This window comes from Magnetospirillum sp. UT-4, assembly GCF_902729435.1.
GTDB lineage: Bacteria > Pseudomonadota > Alphaproteobacteria > Rhodospirillales > Magnetospirillaceae > Magnetospirillum.
The window spans coordinates 1-15,902 of the sequence record NZ_CACVCG010000081.1; the positions used below are offsets into that span (position 1 = coordinate 1).

Genomic DNA, 15,902 nt, shown 5'->3' on the forward strand with positions numbered 1-15,902 from the left:
TGTATTTTTCCTCTGTGCCTTCTCTGTGTCTCTGTGTCTCTGTGGTGAATCAACCATCACACCCCCACGAACTGCCGGATGGTTGCCAGGGGCCGGCGGAAGGCCCACCACAGCAGCGGCACGGTGTCGCCGTCGATGCGGGCGGTGCCTTTCAGCCCCAGGCGCGGGCGCTCCTCGCCGGCGGCCAGGGTGGCGCGGATGCGGTGGGCGATGGTGGCATCGGGCCGGGCCGCGGCCTCGTAGGCGACGGCGCGGACAGTGGCCCTGAGCGGCGACAGCGGCCGGGTGTTGAGGAACAGGGTAAGCGGGCCGCCGATCCGGACCTCGCCGATATCGGCCACCGAGACCCAGGCCTCGATTTCGGTGTCGGTCTCGTCGGCCACCGCCATCACCTTCTCGCCCACCGCCACCGGCCGGCCGATCCAGTCGGCGGCGTCGTCGAACACGGCGATGCCGGCACGCGGCGCCCGCACCTGAATGCGGGCCAGCTGGCTTTCCAGCAGGCGGGCCTCGGCCGCCTTCTCCTCGGCCTTGCCGGCCAGGATGGCGACCTGGGCCTTGGCCTTGGGATCGAACACCATGGCCTGGGCGACCTGGCGGTACTCGGCCTCGGCGGTGGCATGCTGCTGGCGGGCGACGTCGAGGCGGCCGGTCAGGCTGGTGGCATCCAGCGCGAACAGCACCTCGCCTTCGGCCACACTCTGGTTCGGCTGCACCGCGATGGCATCCACCACACCGTCCAGGGGGGCGCGCACCACCACCGGATGGGCGGGCACGCTTTCGGCCGGGGCCAGCACCGAGCCGGTGACCGGGAACAGCGCCACCAGCACCGCCGCCGCCGCCAACACCCAGCTCCGGCGGCCCTTGGGCAGCGCCAGCCGCAGGCGTTTGGGCGCCAGCGCGATGCGGGCGAGGCCGGCCAGCCCGGCCAGCCGCTCCAGCAGCGCCACCTCGTCGGGGGAGAAGGGCCGGTCGCGGGCGAACAGCAGCCGGGCCTCGCCGCAGGGCAGCACCAGCGCATAAGCGGGCAGCCATTCGCCCCACTGCGCGGCCAGGGCCTCGGGCAATCCGCCCGGGTCGATGGCGCCGGCATGGCCGGGGCCGAGATGGCGCAGCAGCTGGTCCAGCCACAGCATGAAGGGCGAGTTGGGCTCGACCGTGGCGACGCCCGACAGGGCGGCGACGCCCTTGTCCCACATCACCGCCTGGCGGTAGGGCACCACGGAATGCCCCAGATTGACGGCGGCGAAATCCACCTCGACCGGGCGCTTGGCGTTGAGGATGCGCTGCTCGAGGTCGAGCCAGGCGAACAGGGTGTCGGTCATGACAGGGGGTTCATGGCGGGCTCAGCAGCACACGCCCCGACATGCCCGCCGCCAGTTCGGGGTGGTGGCCACCGATGGCCCCGGTCACCTTGACCGACTGGCTGACCGGATCGATGCGGGCGCCGATGCGGGTGAGCTTGACCGGATAGGCCTTTCCGGTCTCGTCGATGGCGACCTGGAAGGGGTGGCCCGGCTTCAGCCACACCAGCCATTTCGAGGGCACCACGAAATCCAGCTCCAGCACCGAATCGTCGAGCACGTCCAGCAGCGCCTGGCCGGGCTGGACGAATTGCTGGGCCCGCACCTTCTGCTCGACGACGCGGCCGTCGAAGGGGGCCGGCACCGCGCACTTGGCCATCACCGCCGAACTGGCATCGACCTTGGCCCGGGCCTTGTCGCGCTCGGCCTGGGCGACGTCGGCCTCGAGCTTGCCGATGGTCTGCAGCTCGAACAGCCGCGTGTTGACCGCCACCGTCTTCTCGGCCGCCGACAGCGCGGCGCGGGCCTCGGCCAGCTGCGCCCGCTGGATCGAGCAGTCGAAGGCGACCAGGGTCTCGCCCTTCCTGAAGCGCTCGCCCTCGCGGGCAGTGATGCGTTCGATCTTGGCGCCGATCTCGGCCGCCAGGGTGGTGAAATCGCGCGGCGTCAGCTGGGCGCGCAACTCCTGCGCGCCCGCCGGGGCGGCCAGCATCAGGACCAGAAGGGCGACGACCGGACGGCGGCTCACCGGGCCGTCCGGGCCACCGGCTCGGCGTAGGCCACCGGCTGCGGCACCGGCCCGAACGACCCCGACAGGGTCTGGACGCGGGCGATCAGCGCCTCCACCGCCTGGGGCTGGGTGTCGGGGGCCGGCGGCGGCGCCGCCAGGCTGGCATCCTGCCGGCCGGTCGCCGGCACCGCCTCGCCGAACCAGCGGCCGAGAGAATCCAGCAGCCCGTCGCCGTCGCCGTCGCGGTCCGGGATCGCCCCGGCAGCCGGAGGCTGCTCCGTCATGACCACCGGAGCCGGAGGCTGCTCCGTCATGACCACCGGGGCCGGAGGCGGTTCGGTCGCGACCACCGGGGCGGGCTCCGGAATGGAGGCGGGGCCGGGCGCCCCCCACCCCTCCAGCCGCGCCGCGATGGTGGCGGCCAGGTCCTTCAGCTCGTGGCTGGCCACCGCGTCGGGCATCAGATCATGGCCGATGCTGGCCTGCATCTTGGCATAGGCCTGCTCCACCTGGGCGTAGGTCTGGAAGCGCCGCAGCGCCGAGGCGATGGCCGAGGCCCGCCCGGCCACCCGCTCCAGCATGCCTTGGGCGTCGTTGGCGGCCCTGGCCTCGGACAGCTCGAACAGCCGGGCATCCACCTTCCACAGCTGGTCCGACTGGTCGAACTGGCTGACAGCGTTGTGGAACTGCCGCTCCGAGACGTGGACCTGGGCCAGCACCGCCATGCGCTGGGCCAGCCGGCGGGCCTTGGTCACCTCCTCGTTGGTCTCGGCATAGGCGATGGCGTCGGGGCCCGAGACCAGGTTCATCAGGTTCCACGACAGCTTGGCGCCGGCCTCGTACCAGTGATTGTTCATCAGGAACGAGTTGTGGTCGTAATTGCGGCTGCCCGAGAAGGTGATGCCGGGGAACAGCCGGGCGATGGCCTTGCGGGTGTCGTTGACCGCCACCCGGGCCAGGTAGCCCTGCTCGCGCAGATCGGCGTTGCCGGCGAAGGCCAGTTCCTCCATGCGCTCGACGCCGAGATCCCAGGCCGGCACCTTCAGCTCTTTCGGCACCTCCAGCCCCAGCTTGGTCCCCGGCGGCGCGTTGATCAGCGCCGCCAGCTCGATCTCGGCGGTGGACAGCTCCTGCTGGATGGCGGTCAGCTGGCGCAGGGTCTCCAGCAGGCTCTTCTGGTAGCGCAATGCCTCGGCCGGGGCCCGCAGGTTCTCGCGCTCCACCGTGCGGGCGCGGTCCAGCGCCACCTTGGCCTCGGCCACCGCGGTGTCGACCTCCGCCTTCAGCTCCTGGTGGGCGGCACTGCGCCAGAAGGCGAAGCGCACCTCCTGCACCAGGTTGTGCACCGCCTTGCGCTTGCGCTCGGCGGCGATCAGGGCGCGGTCGGCGTTCTGTTTGGCCGAGAAGTACGACAGGCCGAAATCCAGCACGTTCCACGACAGCCCGAGATCGGCGGTGTAATTGTCGCGGTCGGCGGAATAGCTCGGCTCCGAGGTGCTGGTGGTCTGGGTGTAGAGATTGCGCGAGCGGGTCGCGTTGGCCTCGGACTTGCTGGTGAAATTGCCGTTGGCCACCAGCTTGGGCAGCATGTCCCAGCGATCCACCAGGGTCTGGTTCAGCGCCAGCGCCTCGTCCATCATCTTGGCGCGGCGGTCGAGGTTGTACTTCAGCGCCCGGGCGATGGCCTCCGCCACCGTCAGCTTGCCGGTCAGCGGCGCGCCGCCGTTGAACATGTCGGCGCGGTCGTCCTTGGCCGCCTGGGCGAGCTGCTCGGGCGTGAACGGGTCGGGCGTGATGGCACACGCGGACAGCAGCGCCACCAGGGACGCGGACGCAAGAAGGCGCTTGGCGCCGGACACACGGATCATCGGTCCCATACCCCCATTTACGCGGCTTTGCCGCGTTTCACTCCGAACAAGGCCGCCTGCTTGGCAAGCCGGCCCTCCTGGCTCAATTCCCGCAACTGGTCGGTCAGGCCGGGCCGGCCCACCGCCTTGGCCACCCGCTGGCCGCCGTCGCCGGCATCGCCGGTCTGACCCGGCGCTCCCGGCGGCTGGCCCTGGCCCTCGCCCTGGGGCTGGCCCTCGCCACCCTGGCCCTGACCTTGGCCTTGGCCCTGACCGGGGGCGATGTTGCCGGCGCCCTGGCCGACCACGATCTTGAAGGTCTGCACCGCCTCGCGGCCCTCGTTGTCGCGGGCGATGACCCGCACCACCACCTCGCCCCGGAAGCCGGGCGGCGGCGTCCCCTCGAAGGTGCCGGTCTGCGGGTTGAAGGCGATCCAGCCCGGCAAGGCGGCGCCGTTGACCCGGGTCGCGGTCAGCGTCACCGTGGCGTCGGCCTTGGTGTGGGCGAAGGCCTCGGACGGCACCGTCACCGAGATGCGGGCGCCCTCGGTGATGACCGCGTCGCGCATGGGCGCGTTGATCACCAAGGCATCGCCACCCCCGGCCGGCCTGGCTGCCACCACCACCTGGAAGGCGTTGCCGGCGGGACGCGTCAACCCCTCGGCCACTCGCGGCGGCGGCGCCGGGGCCTCGATGACCGGCGGCGGCGGCGGCGGCGGCGGCGGCGGTGGCGGCGGAGGCTGCGGGATCGGCGGCGGCTCCCGCGGGATCGGCGGCGGCGGCGGCGGCGGCGGCGGAGGTGGCGGCGGCGGTGGCTCGCTCACCGTCACCGACGCCGGAGTCGAGTTCGAGCTGACGTTGCCGGCGGCGTCGGTGGCGGTGGCGGTCAGGGTATGGGTGCCGATGCCCAGATTGGCGATCAGGGTCCAGGCCCCCGCTCCGTCGGCGGTGACCGTGCCCACCAGCACCCCGCCCTTGTAGACCTTGACCGTGGCGTTGGCCTCGGCGGTGCCGTTCAACGGAATGGCGGTCTGGGTTGTAGTGCCCGGCCCCTGAAGGGTCGGGGCGCCGGGCGCCACCTCATCGGCATCGGTGATCGAGACGGTGATCACCTGGTCGTCGGTGTTGGTGCCGTCCGAGGCCCGCACGGTGACCACATAGGTGTTGTTGCCGGCGGTGTCACCCACATCGGTCGGGGTCTCGAAGTCGGGCGCCGCCTGGAAGGCCAGCGCGCCGGTGGCGGCGTTGATGGTGAACTTGGCGCCGTCATTGCCGGCGACGATGGAATAGGAGATCGACGCGGTCGGGTCCGTATCGGTCGCCGCCACCGTGGTCACGGTGGTGGTGTTCTCGGCGATGCTGAGGGCAGCGGTATTGCCGCCGCCATTGGAGGTGATGGCCGGGGTGAACTCGTTGACGTCGGTGACGGTGACGGTGATGGTCTGCACGTCGCTCTGCGTGCCGTCCGAGGCGGTCACCTGCACGACATAGGTGTGGTTGGCGTCGGCGTCGCTCGCCGCCTCGCGGTTGCGGCCCGAGGTGAAGGTGAGCGCGCCGGTATTGGCGTCGATGGCGAACAGCGCCTGATCGGCCCCGCCGGTGAGCGAATAGGTGACGGTGCCGGTGGTGTCGGAATCCGTGCTGGTCACCGTGGTCACCGCGGTGGCGTTCTCGGCCACGTTGATGGCGGCGGTGGCGCCGCCGCCGTTCGAGCTGATGACCGGCGCGGTGTCGTTGAGATCGGTGACGGTGACGGTGATCGCCTGGGTGTCGGTGAAGGTGCCGTCCGACACCTGCACCGTCACCACATAGGTGTTGTTGCCGGCGGTATCGCCCACGTCGTTGGGGTTCTCGCGGTCGGGGGCCGAGGCGAAGGCCAGCACGCCGGTATTGGCGTCGATGGTGAACCGGGCCGAGTCGTTGCCGGCGACGATCGAGTAGGTCTGGGTCGCTCCGGCATCGGCGTCGGTGGCGGTCACCGTGGTCACCGCGGTGGAGTTCTCGGCGACATTGATCGCCGCCGTGGCGCCGCCGCCGTTCGAACCGATCACCGGAGCATTCTCGTTGGCGGTGTCGGTGACCGTCACCGTGATGGCCTGATCGACGGTGTTGGTGCCGTCCGAGGCCCGCACGGTGACCACATAGGTGTTGTTGCCGGCGGTATCGCCCACATCGGTCGGGGTCTCGAAATCGGGCGCCGCCTGGAAGGCCAGCGCGCCGGTGGCGGCGTTGATGGTGAACTTGGCGCCGTCATTGCCGGCGACAATGGAATAGGAGATCGACGCGGTCGGATCCGTATCGGTCGCCGTCACCGTGGTCACGGCGGTGGTGTTCTCGACCACGTTGACCGCCGCCGTGGCGCCGCCGCCGTTGGAGGTGATGGCCGGGGTGAACTCGTTGACGTCGGTGATGGTCACCGTGATGGTCTGGGTGTCCGACTGGGTGCCGTCGCTGGCCTGCACCACCACCACATAGGTGTTGTTGGCGTCGGCATCCGACGGCGCCTCGCGGTTGCGGCCCGAGGCGAAGGTCAGCGCTCCGGTATTGGCGTCGATGACGAACAGCGCCTGATCGGCCCCGCCCGCCAGCGAATAGGTGACCGTGCCGGTGGTGTCGGAATCCGTGCTGGTCACCGTGGTCACCGCGGTGGCGTTCTCGGCGACGTTGACGGCCGCCGTGGCGCCACCGCCGTTCGAACTGATGACCGGCGCGGAATCGTTGGCGTCGGTGACGGTGACGGTGATCGCCTGGGTGTCGGTGAAGGTGCCGTCCGACACCTGCACGGTGACCACATAGGTGTTGTTGCCGGCGGTGTCGCCCACGTCGTTGGGAGCCTCGCGGTCGGGGGCCGAGGCGAAGGCCAGCACGCCGGTATTGGCGTCGATGGTGAACCGGGCCGCGTCGTTGCCGGCGACGATCGAGTAGGTCTGGGTCGCTCCGGCGTCGGGATCGTTGGCGGTCACCGTGGTCACCGCGGTGGAATTCTCGACCACGTTGACCGCAGCCGTGGCGCCGCCGCCGTTGGAGGAGATGGCCGGCGCGGTCTCGTTGGCGGTGTCGGTGACCGTCACCGTGATGGCCTGATCGACGGTGTTGGTGCCGTCCGAGGCGCGCACGGTGACCACATAGGTGTTGTTGGCGGCGGTATCGCCCACATCGGTCGGGGTCTCGAAATCGGGCGCCGCCTGGAAGGCCAGCGCGCCGGTGGCGGCGTCGATGGTGAACTTGGCGCCGTCATTGCCGGCGACGATGGAATAGGAGATCGACGCGGTCGGGTCGGTATCGGTCGCCGTCACCGTGGTGACGCTGGTGGTGTTCTCGACCACGTTGACCGCCGCCGTGGCGCCGCCGCCATTGGAGGTGATGGTCGGAGTGAACTCGTTGACGTCGGTGATGGTCACCGTGATGGTCTGGGTATCCGACTGGGTGCCGTCGCTGGCCTGCACCACCACCACATAGGTGTTGTTGGTGTCGGCATCCGACGGCGCCTCGCGGTTGCGGCCCGAGGCGAAGGTCAGCGCGCCGGTATTGGCGTCGATGACGAACAGCGCCTGATCGGCCCCGCCCGCCAGCGAATAGGTGACCGTGCCGGTGGTGTCGGAATCCGTGCTGGTCACCGTGGTCACCGCGGTGGCGTTCTCGGCGACGTTGACGGACGCCGTGGCGCCGCCGCCGTTCGAGCTGATGACCGGCGCGGTGTCGTTGACGTCGGTGACGGTGACGGTGATCGCCTGGGTGTCGGTGGCCGTGCCGTCCGACACCTGCACCGTCACCACATAGGTGTTGTTGCCGGCGGTGTCGCCCACGTCGTTGGGGGCCTCGCGGTCGGGGGCCGAGGCGAAGGCCAGCACGCCGGTATTGGCGTCGATGGTGAACCGGGCCGCGTCGTTGCCGGCGACGATGGAATAGGTCGCGGTCGCTCCGGCATCGACATCGGTCGAGGTGACCGTGGTCACCGCGGTGGAGTTCTCGACCACGTTGACCGAAGCCGTTCCCCCGCCGCCGTTCGAGCTGATCACCGGCGCGTCGTTGACCGCGGTGATGTTCACCTGCACCGTGCCCACCGCCACGCTGCCGCTGCCGTCGCCGTCGTTCATGGTGACGGTGAGCGAGGTGGCGTTGGTGCCGTTGGTATTGCTGGTGCCGGTGTATTGGACCCGGCTGGCCGTATCCAGATAGGTGTGCAGGTTGGCGATGGTGCCGGTCAGCGTCAGCGTGCCGGTGCCCGTGCCGCCCACCGTCACCCCGCCGTTGTCGCTGGCCGCCAGGGTGCCCGCCCCGGCGGCGATGGTCAGCGTCATGGTGCCGGATTCATCCACATCGGCCAGGGTCAGCGCCGACAGATCGACGTTGCTGGCGGTGTCCTCGGCCACCGTCACGCTGGCCGCCAGGCCGCTGCTGGTGGGGGCGTCGTTGACCGCGGTGATGTTGACGGTGATCGAGCCCAGGCTGTGATTGGTGGCCCCCTCGCCGTCGGTGGCGGTGAGCGCGATGGAGGTCGCCGCGTTGGAATTGCTGGCGGTGGTGTACTGGACCCGGCTGGCGGTGTCGAGATAGGTGTGCAGCGCCGCGATCGAGGTGGCCGACAGGGTCAGCGTGCCGGTCCCCGAGCCGGCCACCGTGACGCCGCCGTTGTCGCTGGCCGTCAGCGTGCCGGCGGCGGCGGTAAGCTTGATCGACATGGCGCCGCTCTCGTCGGTGTCGGAATAGACCATGCCCGACAGATCGACGTTGGTAGCCACGTCCTCGGTCACCGTGATCGGCGAGGGAATACTGGCGGCCTGAGGATTGGCGTTGGCCGCCGGCACCCCTGCGGTCCAGGTTCCGCCCGACGGGCCGGTGACGGCGAAGGTGTAATTTCCGGTGTCCCCAGGCTCGTAGGTCGTCATCACGACGATATAGTTGGTGCCAGAGGTAAGAGAGATACCGGTGATGGTCGGCTTGTACTCATTGTTAACCGGATTGGTGTCGTCATTGACGTAGTACAGGTTCGTCAGGGGATTGGCGGGATCGAAGCTCCCCTGGTAGATGGCCATGAACACGTCGTCGCCATTCGCACCCGTTATCGTCGCAGCCGTCACGGAAAAGGTAAAACTTCCGCTGCTTGTTGGATTGAATGTGGCGACCGTATAGTTGAACGAGGCTACCGAGACGTTGGAGACCTGCGCCCCGGTATAGACAATTCCGAGGTCTGTGACGTCGCCAGTTTCCTGTTGGACGTCACTGTTGCCTTGGATTCCATCCAGCCCCCTGTACTTGATATCGCCCGGCGTCCAGGGGCGATGGAAGGTGTCGGCGGTGGTCAGGTTGCCATCGTAGGTCGTCGTCACCAGCAAAGCGCCATAGCCGTCGATGGCGATGCCGGCCGTATCGACGACACCGGTGCGCCATTCAAGGTCCCAGTCGCCGCCCAGCGCGGCCGAACCGGTCGCGTCGGCGGAGGCGGCGACGTCGGCCCCAGTGGCTGCGGAAAGATCGGCGAGGAAGGCTTGCCCGGCGTCGGCGCCAGCGACAGAGCAGCCGTAGAGCAGCAGATCGCCATCCGGCGCCAGGGCCTGCCCGATGTCGTGAAGGGTGTCGCGAACGGCCTCATCGGCCAGGCTCGCGGCGGTGATGGTGTCGCCGCCCAGGCGCAGCAGCCCCGTGGCGCCATGGCTCAGCACATGGATGGCGTCGTACCCGGCATGGGACTCCGCCCAGGCCGCCATCTGTGCCAGGCCGCTCTCTCCGGCGGCGATCTCGACGATGGCGACGCCCTCTTTCACCCCGGCTTCGAGGCTTTGGTAATCGGCCACTCCGGTATCGACGAACGCCACTTCCCTGCGGCCGCCGTTCCTGGCCGGATCGGCCTCGCGCACCACCGCCGGGGCGGGAACGTCGGCATCCGCCGCCTGCTGCGCCATGTCGGCGACCGCCGCCCCGTCGAACATCAGGCGCGGCTCCAGCGCCGTCAGGCGCACCTCGAGGCGGGGATGTTTGCGCTGAAACGCCGGGCTGGCGGCCTTCGACCGGAACCTCATGACAAGCCTCTTGCCCCCACTCCGTTGCTCTCGTCCCACAGAAACAGGCGAACCACCGCGTTCGGCGCAAACGCCCGGGCGATCGGCTCGCAGCCACACACACCTGCGACACAGCATTACGACTTCGTTAAAGCCTTAATGGCTACCGTGACTTATACCTCATTCCTAATACGGGAACAAGGTTGTCATCGCCATACTATTCGCCCGTTTCGGCATTCCTTCGGCCTACCCCTGGGAACCGACGCAACCCCCTGAAATGATGACGGCGCCCGACCTCGCCCTAATATTGTCGTCCCCGACCATGTCCAGGATCAGGCGGAATACAGCCCCCCGCCTTCCACTCGGCAACACTTGCGCCACCCCCATCAATGACCATGGCGCGATACGCACATGCTTGCGACGACGGGCTCCTCGCAACGCATGGTCCGGTTCATTGCGGCACGCAACACACGCCTCCCCCCAGAGCCCCCCCCAACCCGCACCCGACCGCACCGCAACAAGAGCATAAAAAGTCCACGAACTCGGGCCTAGGCGTGCACCGGCGGAGGTGCCGCTCGTTTTCGGTGTGCGCATTACAAGTTTGCACTTGCCTTCATTTTTTTTGGCGAACATTCTAGTCGCCTGATCGCCAGGCTTGCTCTCGTGTACCGTGTTTTTTTTCTGTGCGGCGAGGTCCCGCCTCGGCCGGAGCCGCCGCCAACCACCCGCGCCCCAGGGGTGCGAAGCCAACGGAGGTGGATGCATGGATGGAATCTACATCGGGTCGGTGGTTGCCTGGGGCAGCCGCAGGATTCCAGTCAACTGGAAGGTGTGCGACGGCAGCCTGCTCAGCATCAGCGACTACCCGGCGCTGTACTCGCTGATTGGCACCGCCTTCGGCGGCGACGGGGTGAAGAACTTCGCCCTGCCCAACTTCGCCGGCCGCTCGCCCTATGGCGCCCAGATGGGCAGCAGCGGGGATTCCAGCGTCACGCCCGGGAAGTGGGGTGGCCAGACCGGGGTGGCCGTCACCGCCGCCAACATGCCTGCGCATAGCCATGCCATTACCGTCACCCCGGCGACGGGCACCTACATGGTCAGCAGCAGCAACGGGACATCGGCGTCACCGACCAACAACAAGCTCGGCGCCCAGGGCTCGGCCGCGAACGCCTATTACAATAACACCGCGCAGGGCGACACCACCATCGCGTTTACCCAGGTCCCGCTTTCGGCCCAAATCGACGCAGCCCCCGGCCTTCCCGGCTACACGCTGACCACCCAGCCGCCCTTCCTCGCAGTGAACTACATCATCTGCGTCGAGGGGCTCTACCCCAATCCGCAGTGACCAGGACAAGGAGCTAGCCCCATGGACACACCGATGATCGGCACCATTGTCCCCTGGTCCGGCCACAACATCCCCGCGGGATGGCTGAAATGCGACGGCAGTATTCTCCCGATCGCCCAGCATCAGGTCCTGTTCAGCCTGCTGGGCACCACCTATGGCGGCGACGGGCGCACCAATTTCGGGCTGCCCAACCTCAGCTGCCGCTTCGCCGTCGGCTCGGAAGTCAATAGCGGCCAGATGCAGGGCGCCCCTTCGATCACCCTGACCCAGGCCAATATGCCGCAACATACCCACAGCTACGGGCCGGTGTCGGGCACAGCTCCGGCAGCGATGACGGACGCCAAGGCCCAGGCCGCTGCGGCCTTCGGTCCCGGGTCGGTGCTCGGCACGGCCACCGGCGGCAAGTTCAACCCCTATGCCGCCAACGCGACGGCCGGTGCCCCGGTCGCCGGGTTCACGGTCGATACCACCCTGCTCTGCGGCACCACCGGGAGCGCAGCCCCGATCAAGACGCTGCCGCCGTATCAGGCGATATGTTTCATCATCGCCGAGACCGGCTATTACCCGCCCCGAGACTGAAGCGCGAAAGGATTAGTCATGAGCGACTATTTCACCGGAACCATCCTGCCCTGGCCCGTGCGCTTCATCCCCATGTACTTCAAGCTCTGCAACGGGGCGCAGCTCTCGGTCCAGCAGTACCCGGCCCTGTTTTCCATCATCGGCAACACCTATGGCGGTGACGGCAAGACGTACTTCAAACTTCCCGACCTGCGCAACCGGATGGCCGTGGGCGCCGGAACCAACCCGGTGACCGGCGTGCCCTACCCGCTGGGGGCGAGCGGTGGCCACGACGCCGTGCAGACTCTGCCGGCGATCGCCCACACGCACGCCTGTGCCGGCTCGGTCCAGCTCACCCTCAAGGCTTCCAGCCAGCCCGGAAACACCCCGGCCCCGGCGACCAACACGGTGCTCGCCCAGCCACCGGCGGGCAAGGCCATGTATACCAAGGCGACCGCGGATACCGCCGCCGGCGCGCTTTCGCTGACCATGCCGGCCCTCACCGGCCTGTCCGCGGCCGGCGTCACCCAGCCGAACGCGGTGGACACCACGCCGCCGGAGCTGGCGATGCAGTACATCATCTGCGTCGATGGCCTTTACCCCTATTTCGACTGACCGGGATCTGTCCGGGCCGGAGCGATCCGGCCCGGGCTCTCCTCCCGAGAGGGTTCCGGACGTGCCGCCCGCCTTTCGCCTGCGCCCCGAGACGCCGGCCGACGAGGCCTTCGTCGGCGCCCTGCTGGCCGACATGAAGGCCGCCGAGTTCGCCCCCCTGGGCCTTTCCCCCGACCAGTTGGCCCCCCTTCTCGAGATGCAGGTGCGGGTCTACCGCGCCGGCCTCGCCGCCGACTTTCCCGATGCCCGCCGCCACATGGTCACCCTGGACGACGGCACCGCCGCCGGCTATCTGGCGGTGGCCGATACCGGCACCGCACTACATGTGGTTCAGATCATGGTGGCGCCGCCGCTGCGCCGCCACGGCCTGGGCATCGCCCTGCTGGCCACCGTGCTCGACGAGGCGGCCGCCCGGGGCCTGCCGGTGCGCCTCCGGGTCGCCCCCCTCAACCCCGCCCGCCGGCTCTACACCCGCCTGGGCTTCCGCGAGGTGGGACTGGACGGCCCCACGCTGACCATGCAGTGGGGGTAGCGCACCGACCGCTTCCGGGAATCAAAAAGGCCTTAGCCGGTTACGGGCTAAGGCCTTGATTTTGTTGGTTGCGGGGACAGGATTTGAACCTGTGACCTTCAGGTTATGAGGCTTCCGAAGCCTGCAAAATTCATCAACATATTCAATATAATAGCATGTCGGCGAACGCCTTATGTTGCGTCCGTGTTGCGAGGACGAAGGCTCGCCTCGATCCCGGCCAGTTCGGCGCCGGCGGACGCCTCGGGCAGGGCATGGCTGTAGATGCGGAGGGTAATGGACGGATCGGCATGGCCGAGCCGGCGGGAGACCTCCGTAACGGGCACCGCGGCGTTCAACAGCATGGAGGCATAGGCGTGGCGGAGGTGGTGGAAGTCCAGGCCCGAAAGACCCAGGCGCCGCAGCAGCGGGCGCCAATGCCGGCCGCTGAAGGCATCGTGGTCTATCGGCTCCCCTGCCCTGTTCCCGAAAACGTAGGAGTCGGGATTTCGGCCGGCGGCAAAGTGAGCCTCCTTCAGCTTCGCCAGCAGGCCAGCCGGCAGCGGCACCGTGCGGTGCCCGCTTAACGTCTTGGGCTTCCCAATGGTCCCGTCCTGTTCGGCCCGCTGTTCCACCCGGACAGTCCCCACGGTGAAGTCCACATGCCGCCACTGGAGCCCCCTCAGCTCCCCCGCCCGGCACCCCGTCAGGACGGCGGTTCGGACGTAGAGGCCATAGGGCGCCGGCAGCTTGTCGGCCTCGACCAGCAGCTTGGAGATATCCGCCGCCGCCGGGATGGGAACCTGCTTCTTCTCGCGACTTCCCCGCTTTGACCGGCGCCCGGCCAGATCATTGCGAGTGACGAGGCGAGCATCGACCCCCCAGTTCATCATGGTGCGCAGCGTCCCCAGCACCTTGGCGCCGTTGGCGCCGGACATGCCCGCCCCGATCAGCCGCAGCCGCATGGAATCTGCCGCGGCAAAGGTGACATCGGGCAACAGCACTTCCGGGATTCCATGCTCCCCGGTGACATGGGCGAGCTTGGACTTGATATCGGCCAGGGTACGCCGCTCCATCTCCCCGGCCGCCACGCGCCCATCAAGGTGCATGATGTACTTTTCGACCGCCTGGCGTATGGACACGGCCTCCGCCCTGGGGACGTGAGTACGTTCGGACACTTCGACAATGGCCTTCGCCTCGAACGCCTTGGCCTCCCGCTGGGTCTTGAACTGGCGGGCGCGCCTGGCGCCCGCCTGGTCCTTGTAGTCCACCAGCCAACGAACCTCGCCGCTGGGGAGCGTGCGCTTGCGGACGGACATGGCCCGTCACCCCTCGCCGCTTTTCGCCTTGTGGCGCTCGCTGATGTACTCACCGTGCAACACCCACATTTCCCGAGTAGCGGTGTCGATCCGATCCGACAGAAGGGCAAGGCCCGATTCCCCGTTATTCAGCTCGAGCATCTTTTCGAGCGTCTCCCGGTTGTTAAGCGCGTAGAGCAGAGTTGCGACGCCATCGAGCGCATAGATCTGCATTTCCCAGCGAAGCGAGTCCATACCGCCTTCGTCGGCGGCCGCAGGGATCTTTCCGCGCGCCCAATCCCGCCCCGCGATGAAGGCACGAAATTCTGCCGACGCCGACTTCTGGTCCGTGCCGCGGCAGGTGTAGGTAACTTCCTGGCCCCTCCCGGTGACCAAGCACCAGTCGCCGTTGTCGGCCTGGATCATGGACACGCGCCAGCCAAGGGGGAGGTTTCTCGGATCGTCGTTGATGTGCATTGGTCCATCCTCTCGTTTCAACCACGGGCGCCACTGCGGAACCCGTGGGAATGTGTAGCACCTTTGACGCACGCCCGTCAAAGCTAATTTGACGAGCGTGCGTCAGAGTGGTATAGGGAGCCACATGGAACGGAATCACATCATCGACGCCTACTATGGCGACCGCTTGACGGCGGAGGACGTAACCCGGGGGACCGGGTTGAGCGAGCGCAGCCAGCGCGAGTTGCTGAGGCTTGGGATCCTGAAACCCGTGCCACAGGCCCCAACCAAGCAAAGGCTTTTGAGTAGGCCGATGTTCAAGCGGGCCGCTGTAATCGCCAGACTGAACAGTTGCGGACTGAGCCTTTCCACGGCCGGTCAAATTGCCTTTTTCGCACCAGGTTCAGACGCACTGATTGACAATGACAGTTTTGCGGAAGGTATCGTCCTACATAACGAGACCGATAACGACTGGCTGGCAACAATCAGGATCATAAATAACGAGTGCGTAGAGTTAGACACGGGCCAGCCTGATCCAATCGAATATTGCCTCTTGTCAGAGAACATGACGAAATTGACGCGTTTGCTGTGGCGCAACGCGGCCACTGGTAATTATGCAGACGCGCGCCCAACAAATAACATGTTAATACAATTCGACGAAAGGGACGTAATAGAAGCCGACGCTGCATCATTTAAAGCAGCGCGCCAAAATCCCGTTACGACCATTAACGTGGATATCACAAGATCTATTACTGTCGCACTGAGACGACTGCTTTCTATCGACTGAAACTAGGAGAACAGCCATGAAGACGGAGCCGCGCCACGAGGCGCGAACAGACGAGGCTTGCCCGGATTTCGCCACTGACGTCCTGCGGGGTGCGGGCGAGATCGCGGAATTCCTGTACGGGAAGCAGGGAGAGCGCCGCAACCGCCTGGTCCGCCGCGGCCCCAACCCGTGGCAAACGTGGCCCGACTTCATCGAATGGCTTGTCGCGTCCACCCTGCTGCGCGGCAATGGCCTGGCCGAGATCATCCACGACAGCCGGGGAGCGGTGGTCGAATTGCGACCGATCCCGTGGGACTGGGTGACGGTCTATCTGCTGCCCTCCGGGCGCCTGGCCTACGACGTGGCCGAACAAGCGGGCCTGTGGGGTTCCACGGGCCGAATCCGTCGCCTGCTGCAGGGGGAGGTGATCCACCTCCGCGACCGCTCCGACGATGGATTGCTGGGGCGCAGCCGGC

12 protein-coding genes are annotated in these 15,902 nt (G+C 67.7%); 6 read left to right on the forward strand and 6 right to left on the reverse strand.

What is annotated here, in order from left to right; translation table 11 throughout:
• Positions 1 to 56 precede the first annotated feature (56 nt).
• Genes MTBUT4_RS11905 through MTBUT4_RS11920 form a run of 4 tightly spaced genes read right to left on the reverse strand, consistent with a single transcriptional unit; the run spans position 57 to position 9,901 of the window.
• A complete protein-coding gene (locus tag MTBUT4_RS11905) occupies positions 57 to 1,325 on the reverse strand; it encodes an efflux RND transporter periplasmic adaptor subunit (RefSeq protein ID WP_173979915.1) in 1,269 nt (422 codons plus the stop codon).
• 10 nt (positions 1,326 to 1,335) lie between these two features.
• Positions 1,336 to 2,052 carry an efflux RND transporter periplasmic adaptor subunit gene (locus tag MTBUT4_RS11910; protein ID WP_254434841.1) on the reverse strand — a complete coding sequence of 239 codons (717 nt, stop codon included), beginning with the start codon at positions 2,050 to 2,052 and terminating at the stop codon, positions 1,336 to 1,338.
• A complete protein-coding gene (locus MTBUT4_RS11915; RefSeq protein ID WP_254434842.1) occupies positions 2,049 to 3,902 on the reverse strand; it encodes a TolC family protein in 1,854 nt (617 codons plus the stop codon). Before MTBUT4_RS11915 ends, MTBUT4_RS11910 begins: the two co-directional genes overlap by 4 nt.
• Positions 3,903 to 3,919: 17 nt before the next feature.
• Positions 3,920 to 9,901 carry a cadherin domain-containing protein gene (locus MTBUT4_RS11920; protein WP_173979916.1) on the reverse strand — a complete coding sequence of 1,994 codons (5,982 nt, stop codon included), beginning with the start codon at positions 9,899 to 9,901 and terminating at the stop codon, positions 3,920 to 3,922.
• 742 nt (positions 9,902 to 10,643) lie between these two features.
• On the opposite strand from MTBUT4_RS11920, the gene MTBUT4_RS11925 reads away from it, so the two are divergent.
• The 4 genes from MTBUT4_RS11925 to MTBUT4_RS11940 all read left to right on the forward strand — a co-directional run bounded on the left by MTBUT4_RS11925 (position 10,644) and on the right by MTBUT4_RS11940 (position 12,930).
• Complete coding sequence (locus MTBUT4_RS11925; RefSeq protein ID WP_173979917.1) at positions 10,644 to 11,225, forward strand: phage tail protein; 582 nt, start codon at positions 10,644 to 10,646, stop codon at positions 11,223 to 11,225.
• Positions 11,226 to 11,246: 21 nt separating this feature from the next.
• Positions 11,247 to 11,804 (forward strand): phage tail protein, encoded by a 558-nt coding sequence (locus MTBUT4_RS11930; RefSeq protein WP_173979918.1) that lies wholly within the window; start codon positions 11,247 to 11,249, stop codon positions 11,802 to 11,804.
• Positions 11,805 to 11,822: 18 nt separating this feature from the next.
• Positions 11,823 to 12,398, forward strand: a complete 576-nt coding sequence (locus tag MTBUT4_RS11935; RefSeq protein ID WP_173979919.1) for a phage tail protein — start codon at positions 11,823 to 11,825, stop codon at positions 12,396 to 12,398.
• Positions 12,399 to 12,459: 61 nt separating this feature from the next.
• On the forward strand, positions 12,460 to 12,930 hold the full coding sequence (locus tag MTBUT4_RS11940; protein ID WP_173979920.1) for a GNAT family N-acetyltransferase: 471 nt from the start codon (positions 12,460 to 12,462) through the stop codon (positions 12,928 to 12,930).
• Positions 12,931 to 13,100: 170 nt separating this feature from the next.
• Here MTBUT4_RS11940 and MTBUT4_RS11945 read toward each other — a convergent pair whose 3' ends face one another.
• Both MTBUT4_RS11945 and MTBUT4_RS11950 read right to left on the reverse strand, forming a co-directional pair.
• On the reverse strand, positions 13,101 to 14,225 hold the full coding sequence (locus MTBUT4_RS11945) for a site-specific integrase (protein ID WP_173979921.1): 1,125 nt from the start codon (positions 14,223 to 14,225) through the stop codon (positions 13,101 to 13,103).
• A 6-nt stretch (positions 14,226 to 14,231) separates the two neighbouring features.
• Entirely contained in the window at positions 14,232 to 14,681 is a 450-nt protein-coding gene (locus MTBUT4_RS11950) for a hypothetical protein (protein ID WP_173979922.1), read from the reverse strand.
• Between the two features lie 124 nt (positions 14,682 to 14,805).
• Here MTBUT4_RS11950 and MTBUT4_RS11955 point away from each other — a divergent pair, with 124 nt between their 5' ends.
• Positions 14,806 to 15,447 carry a hypothetical protein gene (locus tag MTBUT4_RS11955; protein WP_173979923.1) on the forward strand — a complete coding sequence of 214 codons (642 nt, stop codon included), beginning with the start codon at positions 14,806 to 14,808 and terminating at the stop codon, positions 15,445 to 15,447.
• Between the two features lie 16 nt (positions 15,448 to 15,463).
• Positions 15,464 to 15,902 (forward strand): phage portal protein (locus MTBUT4_RS11960; protein WP_254434843.1); only part of this gene is annotated, 439 nt, incomplete at its 3' end.

What these genes read in the sequence shown, in the direction of transcription:
- MTBUT4_RS11930 (WP_173979918.1), top strand. Translation starts at nt 11,247, where the DNA reads ATGGACACACCGATGATCGGCACCATTGTCCCCTGGTCCGGCCACAAC.
- MTBUT4_RS11945 (WP_173979921.1), bottom strand. Translation starts at nt 14,225, where the DNA reads ATGTCCGTCCGCAAGCGCACGCTCCCCAGCGGCGAGGTTCGTTGGCTG.
- MTBUT4_RS11935 (WP_173979919.1), top strand. Translation starts at nt 11,823, where the DNA reads ATGAGCGACTATTTCACCGGAACCATCCTGCCCTGGCCCGTGCGCTTC.
- MTBUT4_RS11920 (WP_173979916.1), bottom strand. Translation starts at nt 9,901, where the DNA reads ATGAGGTTCCGGTCGAAGGCCGCCAGCCCGGCGTTTCAGCGCAAACAT.
- MTBUT4_RS11950 (WP_173979922.1), bottom strand. Translation starts at nt 14,681, where the DNA reads ATGCACATCAACGACGATCCGAGAAACCTCCCCCTTGGCTGGCGCGTG.
- MTBUT4_RS11915 (WP_254434842.1), bottom strand. Translation starts at nt 3,902, where the DNA reads ATGATCCGTGTGTCCGGCGCCAAGCGCCTTCTTGCGTCCGCGTCCCTG.
- MTBUT4_RS11925 (WP_173979917.1), top strand. Translation starts at nt 10,644, where the DNA reads ATGGATGGAATCTACATCGGGTCGGTGGTTGCCTGGGGCAGCCGCAGG.
- MTBUT4_RS11955 (WP_173979923.1), top strand. Translation starts at nt 14,806, where the DNA reads ATGGAACGGAATCACATCATCGACGCCTACTATGGCGACCGCTTGACG.
- MTBUT4_RS11905 (WP_173979915.1), bottom strand. Translation starts at nt 1,325, where the DNA reads ATGACCGACACCCTGTTCGCCTGGCTCGACCTCGAGCAGCGCATCCTC.